Raw genomic sequence first — 17,105 nt, 5'->3', positions numbered from 1 at the left:
TTCCTCTATCAATCTATTCACCAATCTATTCATCTGATGATCACCGTTGAACAAGTTTTGCGCCATGGGCCGGCTACGGCTCGTCAACTGACAGAAGCGTTAGGCATCAGCCAGCCGACGCTATCGCGCCGTATCCGCGAACTGGCGGGCGCGGTATTGATCCTTGGTAAAGGTAAGGCGACGCGCTATGTATTGCGGCGCGGGATCGGCGGTGAGAGGCAGTTTCCGATGTATCGGGTTGATGAACGGGGTAAGGCGCACCTGTTTGCCACGCTTTGCCCGCTGTATCCTGCCGATAACTGTGCGGTGTGCGATGAGCGCAGCGGAGAGTGGCAGCTCTATGATGGTATGCCATGGTATTTGAACGACCTGCGGCCGATTGGCTTTCTCGGGCGAGCCTGGGGAAAAGCAGCGGCGCGCGAGTTGAATTTGCCGGAGGATGTGCGGCGATGGGATGAAGGCCAACGCTTGTTGGCGCTCTGCCGTTATGGCGAAGACATGACCGGCGATCTGCTGCCTGGTGCCGATAGCTATCAGCGCTGGTTAATGCGGGATACTGCCCTCGCCATCACGGTGGAAGATAAAGCCGAGCGTTACGCCGCATTGTCTGTCCAGGCGCTGGCCGGGGAACTGGTGGGCTCTTCCGCCGGTGGCGAGCAGCCCAAATTTGCCGCCTATGCTGAGCTGGCGTCTGGGCGCCGCGCGCATGTTTTGGTGAAGTTCAGCCTGGCGCCGACGCATGTCATTGCACAGCGCTGGAGCGATTTGCTGATCGCCGAGTCGCTGGCGTTGCAGACGGTCGCCGCTGCGGGATTGCCTGCCGCATCGGCGCAAATCCTGTTCGGTGCCGACCGGCAATGCTTTTTAGAGATTGAGCGCTTTGATCGCATCGCTGAAGAAGGGCGGGTAGCGATGGTGTCGCTGGAGGCGTTGGATGCCGAGTTCAGCGGCAGCGGCCATGCCAACTGGGTCGTGGCCGCCGAGAGGCTATTACAGCAAGGGGTGATCAATCACTCTGCCTACCAACGGATTGCCCTGTATTGGGCCTTTGGCCGGTTGATCGCCAATAGCGATATGCACCAAGGCAACCTGTCGTTCTTGCGGATAACCCAGCGGCCGGTCATGTTGGCGCCTTTGTATGATATGTTGCCGATGGCTTTTGCCCCGGCAAGCAGCGGTAATCTGCGCCACGACGCGGTGGAGATCCGTTTGAGCAACGAGGTGAGCGGCGCCGTCTGGCGGCAAGCGGAGCGATTGGCTCTCGAGTTCTGGCGGCAAACGGCGCAACATGACGACATCAGCGAGGCGTTCCGGGCGATTGCCGAGCAAATGTTGGTGCAACTGCAGAAGCTGCACCAGCGCATTCAGCGCCTGGCCTGAGTTACTCCTTCTTCGGCGCTTCCTGTGTTTTCTCCGGCGCATCCTCTTCGTCATCTTCCACCGTATTGCCTTCTGCCAAGGGCGTGTTGGCGGTCAACAGGTACGGCGACTGCTGCCAGCGGCTGCGGCGGTGTTGCAGCAGGGTGCGCGCCAGAATGATGCCGATCGCCAGCGCCAGCAGGATCATCAGGCGCAGCAGGTTGGTGGTGTTGTCCACCTGCTTGGATTCGGTCGCCAGCACGTGGGTGTCGAGGGTGATGCGGATAAAGCCGATCGGGCCGTCTTTGCCCTGAATGGATTCGACCAACTGATGGTTGAAATAGCTGCCGGCGCGTTTGCCGTCGAGCGACAGGCGATCGCGTATACTTATCTGTTCCCCGGCGTGGGAGACCAGCGTGCCATCCTGCTGATACACGCTGACGTCGAGAATGCGGCTGTGATCGGTGAGCTGCTTGAGGATGGCGTCGATGCGCGGGGTGTTGCCGTCGTCGTCCAGCAGCGGCGCCAGGCTGTAGGCGACCTGTTTGGTCAGCGTCTGCGCCAGCTCTTCAACCTGCTCGGATCGCGCCATTTGGTGACTCAGGCTAAAATAAGAGGCGCCCTGCATCAGCAGCACCAGCAAAGCCAGGCAAATCAGGATAATAGCGGTGCGGTGCAGGCGAAATTTCAGTTTAGCGCGAGCCATGCAGGTTCCTTGGGCATCGGGGACACTTTATGTTGCCAGAACCGCTGGCGATAGGATAGCTTGATGCGTCGTTTTATCATGCAGCGTTTTTGTCCATTCAGGAGTCAATGATGTCAAACAGTCTGACCTATTGCGATCTTCCGGCGGAGATCTCTCAATGGCCGGGTCTTCCCCTTTCGCTCAGCGGCGACGAAGTGATGCCGCTGGACTACCGGGCGGGCAATACCGGGTGGCTGTTATATGGCAGGAAGCTGGACAAGGCGCGCATTACGCAATTCCAACGCAAGCTGGGCGCGGCGATGGTGATCGTCACCGCCTGGGGCGTGGACGACTATCAGGTGGTGCGCCTGGCGGGCACGTTGACGCCGCGCGCCAAGCTGCTGGCGGCGGAGAGCGGGCTGGACGTGGCGCCGCTCGGCAAGATCCCGCACCTGCGCACGCCGGGGCTGCTGGTGATGGACATGGATTCGACGGCGATCGAGATCGAGTGCATCGATGAGATCGCCAAGCTGGCGGGCGTCGGCGAACAGGTGGCGGAAGTCACCGAACGTGCGATGCGCGGCGAACTGGACTTTACCGCCAGCCTGCGCCAGCGCGTCGGCACGCTGAAAGGGGCCGACGCCAACATCCTCAAGCAGGTGCGCGACGAGCTGCCGCTGATGCCGGGGCTGACCAGCCTGGTGGGCAAGCTGCAGGCGATGGGTTGGCATGTGGCGATCGCCTCCGGTGGTTTCACCTACTACGCCGAATACCTGCGCAACCGGCTGCGGCTGGTGGCGGCGGCAGCCAATGAGCTGGAGATCCGCGACGGCAAGCTGACCGGCGAAGTGCTGGGGCCGGTGGTGGACGCGCAGTTCAAAGCCGATACGCTGCTGCGGCTGGCGGAGAAGCTGGAGATCCCGCTGGCGCAGACCGTGGCCATCGGCGACGGCGCCAACGATTTGAAAATGATGCAGGCGGCGGGGTTGGGCATCGCCTACCACGCCAAGCCGAAAGTGTATGAAAAAGCGCAGGTGGCGATCCGGCATGCGGATCTGATGGGCGTGCTGTGTATTCTCACCGGCAGCCTGAAACACGAAGTGCGATAACGAAAGATTGAGGTAAGACGTGGCAAAAGCGGCAAAACGGGCATTTGTGTGCAATGAGTGCGGGGCGGACTATCCGCGTTGGCAGGGGCAGTGCAGCGCCTGTCATGCTTGGAACACCATCACGGAAGTGCGTTTGGCCGCGTCGCCGGCCGCGGCGCGCAACGATCGCCTCAGCGGCTATGCCGGCGACGCCGGCGTCAGCAAGGTACAGAAGCTGTCGGAAATCAGCCTTGAGGCGCTGCCGCGCTTCACCACCGGCTTTCTCGAGTTCGACCGCGTGCTGGGCGGCGGCGTGGTGCCCGGCAGCGCCATTCTGATCGGCGGCAACCCCGGCGCCGGCAAGAGCACCCTGTTGCTGCAGGTGCTGTGCAAACTGTCCGAACAGATGAAAACCCTGTACGTCACCGGCGAGGAGTCGCTGCAGCAGGTGGCGATGCGCGCTCACCGTCTGGGGCTGCCGACCGGCGGCCTGAACATGCTGTCGGAAACCAGCATCGAGCAGATCTGCCTGATCGCCGAGCAGGAGCAGCCGAAGCTGATGGTGATCGACTCGATCCAGGTGATGCACATGGCGGACATTCAGTCTTCGCCGGGCAGCGTGGCGCAGGTGCGGGAAACCGCCGCCTATCTGACGCGCTTCGCCAAGACGCGCGGCGTGGCGATCGTCATGGTCGGCCACGTCACCAAAGACGGCTCGCTGGCCGGGCCGAAAGTGCTGGAACACTGTATCGACTGTTCGGTGCTGCTGGATGGCGACGCCGATTCCCGCTTCCGCACTCTGCGCAGCCACAAGAACCGCTTCGGCGCGGTCAACGAGCTGGGCGTGTTTGCCATGACCGAACAGGGGCTGCGCGAAGTCAGCAACCCTTCGGCGATCTTCCTCAGCCGCGGCGACGAAGTCACCTCCGGCAGCTCGGTGATGGTGGTGTGGGAAGGCACCCGGCCGCTGCTGGTGGAGATCCAGGCGCTGGTGGATCACTCGATGATGTCCAACCCGCGCCGCGTGGCGGTGGGCCTGGAGCAGAATCGGTTGGCAATCCTGCTGGCGGTGCTGCACCGGCATGGCGGGCTGCAGATGTCGGATCAGGACGTGTTCGTCAACGTGGTCGGCGGGGTAAAGGTCAGCGAGACCAGCGCCGATCTGGCGCTGCTGATGTCGCTGGTCTCGAGCCTGCGCGATCGCCCGCTGCCGAACGATCTGGTGGTGTTCGGCGAAGTGGGGTTGGCGGGGGAGATTCGCCCGGTGCCGAGCGGCCAGGAGCGCATCTCCGAAGCGGCCAAGCACGGCTTCAAGCGCGCCATCGTGCCGCACGGCAACATGCCGAAGAAGCCGCCGGCCAACATGCAGGTGTTCGGGGTCAAGAAGCTGGCGGACGCGCTGGACGTGCTGGAAGAGTTTTATTAATGTCGCCGACGGCGAGAAAGATATGCTATTTTGTTTAGCATACTAAACGGAGGTGGCCATGCCGCAATTTGATTATCTGAAGACGTCCATCAAGCAAAAGGGCTGTACTTTGCAGCAGGTGGCGGATGCCAGCGGCATGACCAAAGGCTATCTCAGCCAGCTGTTGAACGACAAGATCAAAAGCCCGAGCGCGCAAAAGCTCGAGGCGCTGCACCGTTTTCTCGGGCTGGAGTTCCCGCGTAAAGAGGTTAAAGTCGGCGTAGTGTTTGGTAAATTTTACCCGCTGCACACCGGCCACATCTATCTGATCCAGCGCGCCTGCAGCCAGGTGGACGAGCTGCACGTTATCTTGTGCCATGACGAGCCGCGCGATCGCGAGCTGTTCGAGAACAGTTCGATGTCGCAACAGCCGACGGTCAGCGATCGCCTGCGCTGGCTCCTGCAGACCTTCAAGTACCAGAAAAACATCCATATCCACTCGTTCGACGAGCAGGGCATCGAGCCCTATCCGCACGGCTGGAACGTGTGGAGCGATGGCATGAAGGCCTTTATGGAGCAGAAGGGCATCGTGCCGAGCTTCATCTATTCCAGCGAAGCGCAGGACGCGCCGCGCTATCGCGAGCATCTGGGCATCGAAACCATTTTGGTCGACCCCGAGCGTTCGTTCATGAACATCAGCGGCAATCAGATCCGTCAGGATCCGTTCCGCTATTGGGACTATATCCCGACCGAGGTGAAGCCGTTCTTCGTGCGTACTGTGGCGATCCTCGGCGGTGAGTCGAGCGGCAAGTCGACGCTGGTCAACAAGCTGGCCAACATCTTCAACACCACCAGCGCCTGGGAATATGGCCGCGATTACGTGTTCTCGCACCTGGGCGGCGACGAGATGGCGCTGCAGTACTCCGACTACGACAAAATTGCTCTCGGGCAGGCGCAATACGTGGATTTCGCGGTCAAGTACGCCAACAAGGTGGCGTTTATCGATACCGATTTCGTGACTACGCAGGCGTTTTGCAAAAAGTACGAAGGGCGTGAGCACCCCTTCGTGCAGGCGCTGATCGACGAATACCGTTTCGATCTGGTGATCCTGCTGGAAAACAACACGCCGTGGGTGGCGGACGGTCTGCGCAGCCTCGGTAGCAGCGCCGATCGCCTGGCGTTCCAGCGCCTGCTGGAGGAGATGCTGCGCGCCAACAACATCGAGTACGTGCACGTTGAATCCAGCGATTACGAAGAGCGTTTCCTGCGCTGCGTCGAGCTGGTGCAACAGCTGCTGGCGGCGGATGCCGGCAGGTTGAGCGCGCCCGCCCATCGCCACGCTGCAGGCTGAGGGAAATTAGCGTAATGTGCGATCGCGGCGGCAGAAACGGCCGCCCTGGCGCACATTTAACGGCTTGTTTAAACATGGTTCATTCGAGAGCGACTACGTTAAGGTTTTCTTTACAATAACGCTCAGAAGAAGACATGTCTTATCGCTTACTCGCTCTCTGGTTGGTCTGCTATGCCGCAGCCTGGACGCTGCTGACTGTTCATCTCGATCCTACCCTGCCTTACGACGCCGTCGAGGCGCTCAACTGGGGCCTCAACGGAGAGTGGGGCTCACCGAAAAATCCGTGGCTGGTCGGTGCGGCGATGCATCCGGCGATCTGGCTATCGTGGCTGCCGCTGAACGTTTACTGGTATGGCGGGCACTTCATCGCCATCGCCATCGGCATGTTGGGCGTCTGGCTGTTGGCGCGGCGCCTGAGCGGCAGCACCTCGCTGGCCTGGATGGCGCTGCTGACGCTCAACCTGTCCGGCATCATCAATTTCGACATTATTCCCTACAACGACAACTACCTGTTGGTGATGCTGTGGCCGTGGATGGCGCTGTTCTTCCACATGGCTATCTCGCGTTCGGCCAACTGGTGGCCGGCCTTCGCGTTGGTGGCCGGTCTGGCGATGATGGCGAAGTACTCGACCTTCGCCTTCGTCTATTTCGTGGCGCTGTCGACGCTGTTCGTGCCGCAGGTTCGGCGTTGCTATCGGCAGCCGCAGTTCTATCTGGCGGTAGCGATCTGGCTGGCGCTGGTGTTGCCGAACGTGTTCTGGCTGTGGAATCACGACTTTGCCGCCTTCAAATGGGTGGATTCGCAGATCAAGATGCAGCTCAACCTCGATATGCTGCAGTCGCTGCTGCTGGTGTTCTATCCGTCGCTGGTGCTGTGGGCGATCCTGCGGCGCAGCGGGGCGGTGCTGGCCTGGCCATCGGCGTTGCCGATGCGGGTGCTGCTGTGGATCTATCTGTTGCCGCTTGGCATTATCACTTTCTGGTTCTCCTTCAACGTCGGCGGCCGGTTGACCGAATGGCTGCAGCCGTTCTTCATGCTGGCGCCCGCGCTGCTGGTTGGCTGCGTGCGTCAGCCGCCGGTGCGTTCACTGCGCGCGGCGACCCTCGGGCTGATGTGCGCAGCGCTGGCGGTCTATCTGGGGTATGCCGCGGTGATGTTGGGCAACGTGCGCAACGCCGGCCAGAAGATGGTGGGTATCAAGGCGTTCAGCGCCGGGGTGGAGCGGCTGTGGCAGGAGCGGTATGGCGTCGACCTACGCTACGTCGGCGGCGAATACCTGTCGCAGTGGATGACGGTGTACGCCGATTCACGGCCGCAGACCATTACGCGCTGGTCCAATCATACGCGGCCGAATATCTACAACGTCAACATCAGCTATCCGCAGATTGCCCAGCACGGCGTCGCCCTGTTTGGGCGGTTGGGTGAAGACTGCGCGCACAGCGACTTCGGCGGTGAGTTGGCCCACTGGCCGAAGATGCGCCTCGATTGGCAGCAGACGCTGACCTTCCGCGCCGATCCGCATGCCGACGAGCAGACGCTGTGCGTCGGCTTCGTTCGTCCGCAGTAGCGGCGGCGCAGGGCGCCGCCGCGATTCAGGCTTAGTAAGCGATAACCAGCTTGCCTTGCATATGACCGCCGAGCAGCTGTCGATGCGCGGCGGTCAGCGTGTCTACCGACAGCCCGTGCAGGGTTTCGCTCAGCGTGGTGCTCAGCTTGCCCTCGTCCAGCAACTGCGCCATCTGCTGCAGGATCTTGCCCTGTTGCGCGATGTCCGGGGTGGTGAACATGCTGCGGGTGAACATGAATTCCCAGTGCAGCGCGGCGCTTTTCAGCTTCAGCGCGTTTTGATCCAACGGCTGCGCGTTCTCGACGATGGTGCAGATATGGCCCAGCGGCGCGACCAGCTCGGCCATCGCCGGCCAGTGGCCGTCGGTATCGTTCAGGCATAGGATGTAATCCACCTGCTCGATGCCGTGCTGCGCCAGGTTGCCTTTCAGATCGCGGTAGTCCACCACCAGGTCGGCGCCGCGTTCACGGCACCAGGCGGCGGACTCCGGCCTTGAGGCGGTGGCGATCACTTTCACCTTGCTGCGCAATGCGGCCAGCGGAATGGCCAGCGAGCCGACCCCGCCGGCGCCGCCGATGATCAGCAGCGTCTTGTGCTCGGGCGCGTCCTGAATGTTCAGGTGTTCGAACAGCGCCTCCCAGGCGGTGAGGGCGGTGAGCGGCAGGGCGGCGGACTCGGCCCAGTTCAGGCTGCGCGGTTTGTGCGCGGCGATGCGTGAGTCGATCAGCTGATGGCTGCTGTTGCTGCCCGGACGGGTGATGTCGCCGGCGTACCACACCTCATCGCCGGGCTTGAAGCCGCTGACGCCGCTGCCTACGCTCACCACGATGCCGCTGGCGTCCCAGCCGAGGACGCGCGGCTGCTGCAGGCCGCTTTTCTGCAGACCGGCGTGCACTTTGGTGTCCACCGGATTGACCGACGCCGCTTTCACTTCCACCAGCAGATCGCACTGGCCGGGAACCGGCATCTCCGGTGAGATTTCGATGAAACCGGCGGGGTTCTGCGGGTCTACGGCAATGGCTTTTATCGACATGATTGTACTCCTTTCAAATGATGCTCCCAGTGTAGACCCGCGGCAGTAGGGTGATAAGATGGACAATATCTAACTGAGTGTTCGTTTAAGGTGAACAATGGAATTCAAACAGCTGCAGGACATGGCGCTGTTCGCGCTGGTGGCGGAGTGCGGCAGCTTCACCGCCGCCGCGCAGCGCGTCGGGCTGCCGAAGTCCAGCGTCAGCCAGCGCATCAGCCAGCTCGAACAGACGCTGGGGCTGCGCTTGCTCAATCGCACTACGCGCCAGTTGAACCTGACCTTCGCCGGTGAGCGCTATCTGGAACATTGTCAGGCGATGATGTCCGCCGCCGAGCGGGCCGATCTGGCGCTGCAGCGGCTGCGCGATAACCCGAGCGGCCGCCTGCGCATCTCGACGCCCGCCGGGCTGGGGGCGACCCTGGTGGCGCGGCTGGCGGCGGATTTTCAGCGCCAGTATCCGGACGTTTCGCTGGAGGTGTCGGTGTCCGATGCCATGGTGGATCTGGTGCAGGAAGGCTTCGACGCCGCGTTGCGCACCGGCAAGCCGCAGGATTCTTCGCTGATCGGTCGCCGTCTCGGGTATGCGCCGCGCTATTTGTTGGCGGCGCCGTCCTATCTGGCGCAGCATCCGCCGATCGAACATCCGCAGCAGTTGCAGCAGCACCGCTGCATTGCCCACCGCGCCTGGACGGCCTGGAACCTGCGCTGCGGTGACGACTATTACCGCTGGCAGCTGCCGCTGGCGCACACCACCGACAACCTGCTGTATGCGCGCGAATGCGCCATCGCCGGTGCCGGCATCACGCTGCTGCCGGCGTTTCTCAGCCGTGAGGTGGTGGCGCAGAAACTGTTGGTGGAAGTGTTGCCGACATGGCGCGCGGAAGGGAACGAGCTGTATCTGGTCTACCCGAGCCGCAAGCTGAATTCCCCGGCGCTGGCCTGTTTCATCGATGTGGTGCTGCAGCACCCGGCATTCGACGACTATGCGCGCGAGCTGGCGCGGGAATGATGACCGGGGCGCGCAGAGCCTTCTCTTCAGGCGGAGGGCCGCGCCACCTGAACGATGCGCTTCCCTCTATTTTTGCCCGCCAGCAGGCCGACCAGCGCAGCGGGCAGCAGCTCGAAACCGGTGATCAGGTCTTCGATGACCGCAAGTTTTCCTTCAGCGATCCAGACCGTGAGCGCCGCCAGCGCCTGTTCTTGGCGGTGAAGGAAATCGGCCAACAGGAACCCACGCATCGTCAAGCTGTTGACGATCAACACACCGGGGATCCCGGCAGGTGCTGCCGGCGGAGAGGCCGTATCGTACTGCGATACCGCGCCGCAGCAAACGATGCGCCCCTGTTTTGCCATGTGCTGCAGACTGGTCGCCAAAATATTGCCGCCGACGTTGTCGAACAGCACATCGATGCCGTTGGGGCACGAGCGGCGCAGGGCGTCATGCAGATTTTCCGCTTTATAATCTATCGCCGCGTCGAACCCCAGCCTGTCCGTCAGCAGCGCCGTTTTGGCGCCGCCGCCGGCAATGCCCACCGTGCGGCAGCCGTGAAGCCGGGCGATTTGTCCGGAGAACATGCCTACCGCCCCCGCGGCGGCGGATACGACGACGGTTTCACCGGCCTTGGGGCGTCCGCATTCCAGCAGGCCGAAGTAAGCGGTGAGTCCAGGCACGCCGTAAACGCTGAGCAAGTGCGTATGCGGAACGATATCCGACTGCTTGAGCGCGCCTGCCGCCGGTACGACTGCGAAGGTTTGCCAGCCGGTTTCTGCCAGCACTAAATCTCCGGCGGCCAGCAGGGGAGAGCGCGACTCGACGACTTCGGCCAGCACGGTCGCAGCCATGACGTCTCCCGCCTGCAGTCCGGAACGATAGGTGACGCCCTGCATCCAGGCTCGGCTGGCCGCATCCAGAGGCACGTAAAGCGTGCGCAACAAAACCTCTTCAGGGCCGGGGATCGGCATGGGTGCCTCCCGAGTCTGAAAACAATCGACGGTCAGTTTTCCTTGCGGGAGTTTGACGAGGATGATTTGGCGATTCTGCATCGGTGGGCTCCTGATTAAATCTTGCCGAAGGCATCGACGCCGGTGAGTTGCGCCGAGAGTTTCCACAGGCGTTGGGCCTGTTCAGGATCGACGGCGTAGCTTTTTACGCCGCTGAAGGAAAAGCCGGTGTCATCGTTGCGCCGGGCGACATCGCAATCTTCGCAATACAATCCGCCAAGGCCATTGAGTTGGGGCGATGTCGCCGCCCAGACCTGGGTTGCCGCTCCTTGTTGCGGGGTCTTCAGCATTTCCGGGTGGGCGGGTTTGCCGTTGGCGTCGATCCAGTCCAATGCGAGCATCTCTTCCTGCGAGAGATAGCGCTGCAGCGGCGTTGGGATCATGCCGGGATGCAGTGAGAAGGCGCGCACGCCGGCGTTTTTCCCCAGCTTGTCAAGCTGGAGGGCGAAGAGCGCGTTAGCGGTTTTCGATTGGCCATAGGCCAGCCACTTGTCATAGCCGCTGTGAAACTGAACGTCATTCCAGCGTATGGCGCTGGCATGGTGACCGGAAGAGGAGATGACGACAACGCGGGCGCCGCCCGCCAATGCCGGCCAGAGGTGGCTCACCAGTGCGTAATGCCCCAGATGGTTGATCGCGAATTGTGTCTCCCAGCCTGGGCCGATACGGGTTTCAGGACAGGCCATAATGCCGGCGCCGCAGATCAACATATCGAGGTGGACGCCGGTCGCCAGAAGTTGTTGCGTGAACTTTCTGATGTTGCTCAGATCGGCCAAATCAAGCTCATAAATGTCGATGTTGCTGATACCGGCGATGGCCAGACGGGTACGGGCGATGACGGGATCGCGGGCGGCGACGATCACCTGTGCTCCCGCTTGCGTCAATGCGCGAGTCGTTTCCAATCCCAGGCCGGAATGACCGCCGGTTATCAGCGCCGTCATGCCGGCCAGTTGCCGATCTTTGAGCACGTCGGCGGCGGCGGTGGTGGCGTTAAAGCTGGTGTTGAGGGGTATTTGTCGGTTCATTGGGCGTTCCTCGCTGCGGTTGGCTGTGACACTGGGAGTGTAAGTCGGCTCTATCAGCGGCTGAATGCAACAAAAACCTAATTTCTGTCGCCATCGTCCTAAGGCCTTTGGCTGGAGCATCGCACGGGCTATGCTCTTGAAAGGGCCTTGGGGGGAGAGGGTATGGATCCTTTATCGGAAGTGCTGGCGCCACTGAATAGCCAGAATGCGTTTTTCGGCGGCCTGAAGGCCGGCGGCGACTGGGCCGTTCATTTTCCCGCTCCGCAAGGCGGGAAGTTCAACGCGGTGGTGCGCGGCGGCTGTTGGCTGGCGGCGGAAGGGCTGGCCGAGCCGCTGTGGCTGGCGGCCGGCGACTGTTTATTGCTGACTCGCAGCCTGCCGCTGACCGTTGGCAGCGACTTGTCACTGCCGGCGCTCGACGCCGACGCGCTCTATCTGCAGGCGAAAAACGGCATGGCGAGCTGCGGCGAGGGGGAAACGTGCCTGTTTATAGGCGGCCGCTTTAGCTTCGGCCAGGAAGTGGAACGGCTGTTTGGCAGCCTGCCCGCGCTGATGGTGATCCGCGGAGGCACGGAAGAGGCTGCCGTGCTGCAATGGGCGTTGCAACGGCTGGCGGATGAGTTGGTTAGGCCTTCGCCGGGCAGTACGCTGATGACGCATCATCTGGGGCAAATCATGTTGACCCAGGCACTGCGGATTTACCTGATGGGGGAGGAGAGTGCGGCGTCGGGTTGGCTGCCCGCCTTGTTCGATCCGCGCATCGGCGCCGCGATGCTGGCGGTGCACGCCGATCCCGCCCGGCGCTGGACGGTGGCGGCGTTGGCCGACGCGGCGAGCGTTTCCCGTTCGACGTTGGCGCTGCGCTTCAAGCAGAAGGCCGGCATGGCACCGCTTGAATACGTGTCGCGCTGGCGCATGTTACTGGCGGCGCGGGCTTTGCGTACCGGCAGCGAACCGGTGTCCGTCATCGCGCAGCGTTTGGGATACGACTCAGACAGCGCGTTCAGCCACGCCTTTAAGCGCATGATGGCATGCTCGCCGCGCGACTATCGGCGGGCGCGGGCATAAAAAAAGGCGCCGCATGCGGCGCCTTTCGTATTACTTGGCGATCTTCTTGTACTTGATGCGGTGCGGCTCGAGCGCATCGGCGCCCAGCGTACGCTTCTTGTACTCTTCGTACTCGGTGAAGTTGCCTTCGAAGAATTCCACCTTGCCCTCGTCCTGGTAATCCAGGATGTGGGTGGCGATGCGGTCGAGGAACCAACGGTCGTGCGAGATCACCATGGCGCAGCCAGGGAATTCCAGCAGGGCGTTTTCCAGCGCGCGCAGGGTTTCGATATCCAGGTCGTTGGTCGGTTCATCGAGCAGCAGTACGTTGCCGCCAACCTGCAGCAGCTTGGCCAGGTGCAGACGGCCACGCTCACCGCCCGACAGCTCGCCCACGCGTTTGCCCTGATCGACACCTTTGAAGTTGAAGCGGCCGACATAGGCACGGCTCGGCATCTCGGTGTTGCCGATGCGCATGATGTCCTGCCCGCCGGAGACTTCTTCCCACACGGTTTTCGAGCCGTCCATGCTGTCGCGGAACTGATCGACGGACGCCAGCTTGACGGTATCGCCCAGCACGATGCTGCCGGAATCAGGCTGTTCCTGACCGGACATCATGCGGAACAGCGTGGATTTACCCGCGCCGTTCGGGCCGATGATGCCGACGATTGCCCCTTTCGGCACCGAGAACGACAGATCGTCGATCAGCAGGCGGTCGCCGTAGGACTTGCGCAGGTTGCTGACTTCGACCACTTTATCGCCCAGGCGTGCGCCAGGTGGAATGAACAGTTCGTTGGTTTCGTTACGTTTTTGGTATTCGGTGTTGTTCAGCTCTTCGAAGCGGGCCAAACGGGCCTTGCCTTTGGACTGACGGCCTTTGGCACCCTGACGCACCCACTCCAGCTCTTTCTCGATCGACTTGCGGCGAGCGGCTTCGGCGGACGCTTCCTGCGCCAGACGCGCGTCTTTCTGCTCCAGCCAGGAGGAGTAGTTGCCTTCCCATGGAATGCCTTCGCCGCGGTCCAGTTCGAGGATCCAGCCGGCTACGTTATCCAGGAAGTAACGGTCGTGGGTGATCGCCACCACGGTGCCTTCGAAGTCGTGCAGGAAGCGTTCCAGCCAGGCCACGGACTCGGCGTCCAGGTGGTTGGTCGGTTCGTCCAGCAGCAGCATGTCCGGCTTTTCGAGCAGCAGGCGGCACAGCGCTACGCGGCGGCGCTCACCCCCGGACAGATGGGCGATTTTGGCGTCCCAGTCCGGCAGGCGCAACGCATCGGCGGCGCGTTCCAGCTGCGTATTGAGGTTGTGACCGTCGTGCGCCTGAATGATCTCTTCCAGGCGGCCCTGTTCGGCGGCCAGCTTGTCGAAGTCTGCGCCTTCTTCCGCGTACAGCGCGTACACTTCGTCCAGGCGTTTCAGCGCGCCGACCACTTCCGCCAGCGCTTCTTCCACCGACTCACGCACGGTGTGTTCAAGGTTAAGCTGCGGCTCCTGCGGCAGGTAACCGATCTTGATGCCCGGCTGCGGGCGCGCTTCCCCTTCGATATCGGTATCGATGCCGGCCATGATGCGCAGCAGGGTGGACTTACCGGCGCCGTTCAGGCCCAGTACGCCGATTTTGGCCCCAGGGAAGAAGCTCAGGGAGATGTTTTTCAAAATATGACGCTTCGGCGGTACGACCTTGCCGACGCGGTGCATGGTATAGACGTATTGAGCCACGTTGCTCTAAGCCTCTCTATATCAGTATTTATAGGATGTCTGGCGGCATGAGTGTAGCCCGTTTCGATCTCGGATCCCAGACATCGCTCAGCGATCGCTAAGTATAACCGTTTATGCGCCGATAAAGGCGCATATTGGTGGCTTATGGCGTGACGACGATCGCGACGCGGCGGTTTTCCGCGCGGCCGCTGGAGGTGCGGTTGTCGGCAACGGGATCGCGCTTGCCCATGCCGCGGGTTTCGATATTGGCACGCGGAATGCCGACGCTGGCCAGCAGATCGGCCACCGCATCGGCGCGGCGCAGGGAGAGCTGGTCGTTATAGCTGTCTTCACCGTAGTTGTCGGTATGGCCGTCCAGGCGGAACTTGGTGATGCCGACGCTCAGCAACGCACGGCCCATCTTCTGCACCGTCTCGGTGCTTTCCGGGTTCAGCTTGCCGATGTTGTTGCCGAACAGCACTTTATCCGACAGACCGAACTCCCAGCCGTTGTCAGTCAGTTTGAAGCCCTGCGATTGCAGCAGCGCAACCTGCTCGGGCGTCAGGCCCTGCGGCTTGCTCTGGCAGCCGGCGAGCGCCAGCAGGACGACGAACACCATCGTCAGCAGTGAAAAACGACCTTTAAACAGTTGCTGTATCATAGTCAAAATCCCTAGTTCAAGTGTTATAGCCGGGGCTCTTATTTATGTATAGCCAGCCGCCAGCCTCCGTTATAACGATGCTTTGCCTGATACATCGCATCGTCAGCTTCGTGCAAAAGACCCTGAGGCGTTGACGCGTGATCAGGGTACAGCGCAATACCGATACTCAGAGAGGTAATGACCGCCTCGTCGTTCGGCAAAATGACCGGTTGTGTCATGCAGTCGATGATGTTGTCGGCGATCTGCAGAACATCTTCCGTGCCGTGAACCGGCGCCAGCAGCACGGCGAATTCATCCCCGCCCAGACGCGCGACCAGATCGGTCTCGCGCAGCTGCGCGCGAATGCGTCCGGCAATGGTGGTCAGCACCGCATCGCCTGCGGCGTGGCCGTAACTGTCGTTCACCTCCTTGAAGCGATCGCCGTCGATAAACAGCACCGCCAATTTTGCCGGTGGCGCGATATCGCCCAGGGCGCGGCTCAGCCGCCCTTCGAAGAAGGCGCGATTCGGCAAGCCGGTCAGGCTGTCGTGCGTCGCCCGGTGGGCCAGCGAGTCGTTCTCCTGCTTCAGGTGGGCTTGCCAGGCTTCCAACTCGTCGAGCAAGCCGTTGAAATCGTTGCTGAGCTCATGCAGCTCGGCGATGGGCGCCGACGGCACTCGCAGGCCGAAGGTGCGATCGCGACGCACCGCGTGCGCCACGTTGGCGATATCGTCCAACGAACGGACGATGCCGGCCAGCATGCGGCGCGATAACACCAGGGCGCATAGGGTACTGAGCACCATGCAGGCGATCATGCCGACCAGGCCGCGCAACAGGAAACGCAGCAGGCTGCCACCGTTGCCGCTCAACCAGACCTGGCCGACCTGTTTGCCCTCGTGAGAGATAGGCAAGATGACCGGCTCGGGCAGCGCCCAGTGAGCAACGATTTGTTCCAGACCGTGCAGCGGGCCGTCGGTGGGATGACGCCAACAGGCCAACATCTTGCCTTTATTATCCAGAATGCGCGCCTCCAGGATCTCTTCGTTGGAGGAGATCAACATCAGCGCCTCACGCGCGGCGGTGCGGTCTTCAAACACCACGGCGGCCTCGACGGTATAGCTGATGGAGCGCGCGATCAGGTGCAGGTTGTGGTTGGCGTAAGCGCGCAGCGCAAACAGCGCCACCAGCGTCAGAAAGATGCCGGCGGTGCCGACGGCGATCAGCGCCAGCCCAAGATGCACCCGCTGCAGCACCCGGCCCAATGTCGGGCGCGCATTGCCGGAACGGTTTCTACGCAACAGCCTCATAGCGGCGGCGCCTGTTTGCGTGCCAGCTGCAGCACGTTGGGGTGAACGCGCACGCCGCTGCGTGCCAGGGCGTCCAGGTTGACCTTGAAACTGGCCTGATCCCCATCGATAAGCAGGCAAAATGCGCTGCCGGCGGAGCATTCGCTATCGTTCTCGCTGATGCTGAGAATGGAGTTGCCGGAAATGCGCTGCATGAAATTTTGTCTCTGCGCGGCGTTGATGTTCCCTAAATAGATGACATCACAGCCGGTACTCAACGTTGGGCTGTCGAACGGCACGCGTTCGGTTTTAATCGGACGCGGCGCGCTGAGCAGGATCGGATCGAACAGCCCTTCGGCATACTGGGTGGGTGCGGTCACGCACAACCGGATCGGATTGGGTTCACGCGACCAGCGGGCGTAGCTGATGATGCCGACCACTACGGTCGTCACGGCATGCGTGCGCTTTTGATAGGGATCATCGGCGGCGCGCGCAGGCCCGGGCAACGTCAGCAGCACCAACAAAACGATCAGCAACAGGCGGCCGATATTCAGGCGTGCGGCATGGAAGCCCGGTACGGGGCTTTTTGCGCAACGCATCGCTATCGCGGTCTTACTCGCCATTTTCACCCGCCATTCCGGCCTGATCTACCGCCCGCAGGCCGGGGCCTGACAAGGAAAAATCCGGTCCGCTTGAAGGGACAATCGTTTTGCTGAAAGCTGTCAGTCGCACTGCCTAATGAACACTATCTAACCCATAATTGGCGCGGATTGTATTATAAGATGTCTTCGTTGGGCGCTTTATGTGCTGTTTTCTCGGAATTATCCTACTTATTTTTGATAGTATAAAAATGCCTACCCGGGTTTGCCACCGCTTTTCTGCAAAGTTGGCGCGTTTGGCCAGCTGTCAGGCGATTTGC

Annotated in this window: 15 protein-coding genes; 7 read left to right on the top strand and 8 right to left on the bottom strand. The window is 61.7% G+C overall.

All coding sequences use genetic code 11. From position 1 onward, the window contains the following. Positions 1-36: 36 nt before the first annotated feature. Positions 37-1,380, top strand: coding sequence for a type II toxin-antitoxin system HipA family toxin YjjJ (gene yjjJ / locus FHU12_RS18595; RefSeq protein ID WP_141971061.1), 1,344 nt, complete (start codon positions 37-39; stop codon positions 1,378-1,380). A gap of 1 nt (position 1,381) precedes the next feature. Here yjjJ and FHU12_RS18590 read toward each other — a convergent pair whose 3' ends face one another. After that, a complete protein-coding gene (locus FHU12_RS18590; RefSeq protein WP_141971060.1) occupies positions 1,382-2,065 on the bottom strand; it encodes a YtjB family periplasmic protein in 684 nt (227 codons plus the stop codon). 110 nt (positions 2,066-2,175) lie between these two features. Between FHU12_RS18590 and serB the strand changes: the two genes are divergently transcribed. From serB to FHU12_RS18570, 4 genes are all read left to right on the top strand, one after another. Next, positions 2,176-3,153: a phosphoserine phosphatase gene (gene serB, locus FHU12_RS18585; protein ID WP_016929162.1), complete on the top strand. Its 978-nt coding sequence runs from the start codon at positions 2,176-2,178 to the stop codon at positions 3,151-3,153. Between the two features lie 19 nt (positions 3,154-3,172). Then, positions 3,173-4,558, top strand: coding sequence for a DNA repair protein RadA (gene radA, locus FHU12_RS18580; RefSeq protein WP_025159617.1), 1,386 nt, complete (start codon positions 3,173-3,175; stop codon positions 4,556-4,558). Positions 4,559-4,616: 58 nt separating this feature from the next. After that, entirely contained in the window at positions 4,617-5,888 is a 1,272-nt protein-coding gene (nadR, locus tag FHU12_RS18575) for a multifunctional transcriptional regulator/nicotinamide-nucleotide adenylyltransferase/ribosylnicotinamide kinase NadR (protein ID WP_141971058.1), read from the top strand. Positions 5,889-6,022: 134 nt separating this feature from the next. After that, a complete protein-coding gene (locus tag FHU12_RS18570; RefSeq protein ID WP_141971057.1) occupies positions 6,023-7,456 on the top strand; it encodes a glycosyltransferase family 39 protein in 1,434 nt (477 codons plus the stop codon). Between the two features lie 31 nt (positions 7,457-7,487). Here the strand turns inward: FHU12_RS18570 and FHU12_RS18565 are convergent, their stop codons facing one another. Beyond that, positions 7,488-8,489: a zinc-binding alcohol dehydrogenase family protein gene (locus FHU12_RS18565; protein WP_141971055.1), complete on the bottom strand. Its 1,002-nt coding sequence runs from the start codon at positions 8,487-8,489 to the stop codon at positions 7,488-7,490. Between the two features lie 97 nt (positions 8,490-8,586). Here FHU12_RS18565 and FHU12_RS18560 point away from each other — a divergent pair, with 97 nt between their 5' ends. Beyond that, the gene (locus FHU12_RS18560; RefSeq protein WP_141971053.1) at positions 8,587-9,498 is read left to right on the top strand and encodes a LysR family transcriptional regulator; all 912 of its coding nucleotides are present in this window, start codon (positions 8,587-8,589) and stop codon (positions 9,496-9,498) included. A gap of 26 nt (positions 9,499-9,524) precedes the next feature. On the opposite strand, the gene FHU12_RS18555 is transcribed toward FHU12_RS18560, so the two are convergent. After that, the gene (locus tag FHU12_RS18555) at positions 9,525-10,532 is read right to left on the bottom strand and encodes an NADP-dependent oxidoreductase (RefSeq protein WP_141971052.1); all 1,008 of its coding nucleotides are present in this window, start codon (positions 10,530-10,532) and stop codon (positions 9,525-9,527) included. A gap of 14 nt (positions 10,533-10,546) precedes the next feature. Then, positions 10,547-11,515, bottom strand: coding sequence for an SDR family NAD(P)-dependent oxidoreductase (locus FHU12_RS18550; protein ID WP_141971050.1), 969 nt, complete (start codon positions 11,513-11,515; stop codon positions 10,547-10,549). 162 nt (positions 11,516-11,677) lie between these two features. Between FHU12_RS18550 and FHU12_RS18545 the strand changes: the two genes are divergently transcribed. Next, entirely contained in the window at positions 11,678-12,583 is a 906-nt protein-coding gene (locus tag FHU12_RS18545) for an AraC family transcriptional regulator (RefSeq protein WP_141971048.1), read from the top strand. 30 nt (positions 12,584-12,613) lie between these two features. Here FHU12_RS18545 and ettA read toward each other — a convergent pair whose 3' ends face one another. From ettA to yfiR, 4 genes are all read right to left on the bottom strand, one after another. Continuing rightward, positions 12,614-14,281 (bottom strand): energy-dependent translational throttle protein EttA, encoded by a 1,668-nt coding sequence (gene ettA, locus FHU12_RS18540; RefSeq protein WP_063991457.1) that lies wholly within the window; start codon positions 14,279-14,281, stop codon positions 12,614-12,616. 142 nt (positions 14,282-14,423) lie between these two features. Beyond that, positions 14,424-14,921, bottom strand: a complete 498-nt coding sequence (yfiB, locus tag FHU12_RS18535; RefSeq protein ID WP_141971046.1) for an outer membrane lipoprotein YfiB — start codon at positions 14,919-14,921, stop codon at positions 14,424-14,426. 38 nt (positions 14,922-14,959) lie between these two features. Further along, positions 14,960-16,207 (bottom strand): diguanylate cyclase DgcN/YfiN, encoded by a 1,248-nt coding sequence (gene dgcN, locus FHU12_RS18530; RefSeq protein WP_141971044.1) that lies wholly within the window; start codon positions 16,205-16,207, stop codon positions 14,960-14,962. Then, positions 16,204-16,809 (bottom strand): regulatory sequestration protein YfiR, encoded by a 606-nt coding sequence (yfiR, locus tag FHU12_RS18525; RefSeq protein ID WP_141971042.1) that lies wholly within the window; start codon positions 16,807-16,809, stop codon positions 16,204-16,206. Before yfiR ends, dgcN begins: the two co-directional genes overlap by 4 nt. Positions 16,810-17,105 lie beyond the last annotated feature (296 nt).

The sequence above is a fragment of the Serratia marcescens genome, assembly GCF_006715005.1.
In the GTDB taxonomy this organism is placed as follows: domain Bacteria; phylum Pseudomonadota; class Gammaproteobacteria; order Enterobacterales; family Enterobacteriaceae; genus Serratia; species Serratia montpellierensis.
Note: the sequence above shows the minus strand (reverse complement) of the source record. Positions and strands in the feature narration are given on the sequence as shown.

Excerpts from the sequence above, each read along its gene's own strand:
- yjjJ (WP_141971061.1), top strand. The coding sequence starts at position 37 with ATGATCACCGTTGAACAAGTTTTGCGCCATGGGCCGGCTACGGCTCGT.
- FHU12_RS18590 (WP_141971060.1), bottom strand. The coding sequence starts at position 2,065 with ATGGCTCGCGCTAAACTGAAATTTCGCCTGCACCGCACCGCTATTATC.
- serB (WP_016929162.1), top strand. The coding sequence starts at position 2,176 with ATGTCAAACAGTCTGACCTATTGCGATCTTCCGGCGGAGATCTCTCAA.
- nadR (WP_141971058.1), top strand. The coding sequence starts at position 4,617 with ATGCCGCAATTTGATTATCTGAAGACGTCCATCAAGCAAAAGGGCTGT.
- FHU12_RS18570 (WP_141971057.1), top strand. The coding sequence starts at position 6,023 with ATGTCTTATCGCTTACTCGCTCTCTGGTTGGTCTGCTATGCCGCAGCC.
- FHU12_RS18565 (WP_141971055.1), bottom strand. The coding sequence starts at position 8,489 with ATGTCGATAAAAGCCATTGCCGTAGACCCGCAGAACCCCGCCGGTTTC.
- FHU12_RS18560 (WP_141971053.1), top strand. The coding sequence starts at position 8,587 with ATGGAATTCAAACAGCTGCAGGACATGGCGCTGTTCGCGCTGGTGGCG.
- FHU12_RS18555 (WP_141971052.1), bottom strand. The coding sequence starts at position 10,532 with ATGCAGAATCGCCAAATCATCCTCGTCAAACTCCCGCAAGGAAAACTG.
- FHU12_RS18550 (WP_141971050.1), bottom strand. The coding sequence starts at position 11,515 with ATGAACCGACAAATACCCCTCAACACCAGCTTTAACGCCACCACCGCC.
- FHU12_RS18545 (WP_141971048.1), top strand. The coding sequence starts at position 11,678 with ATGGATCCTTTATCGGAAGTGCTGGCGCCACTGAATAGCCAGAATGCG.
- yfiB (WP_141971046.1), bottom strand. The coding sequence starts at position 14,921 with ATGATACAGCAACTGTTTAAAGGTCGTTTTTCACTGCTGACGATGGTG.
- dgcN (WP_141971044.1), bottom strand. The coding sequence starts at position 16,207 with ATGAGGCTGTTGCGTAGAAACCGTTCCGGCAATGCGCGCCCGACATTG.
- yfiR (WP_141971042.1), bottom strand. The coding sequence starts at position 16,809 with ATGGCGAGTAAGACCGCGATAGCGATGCGTTGCGCAAAAAGCCCCGTA.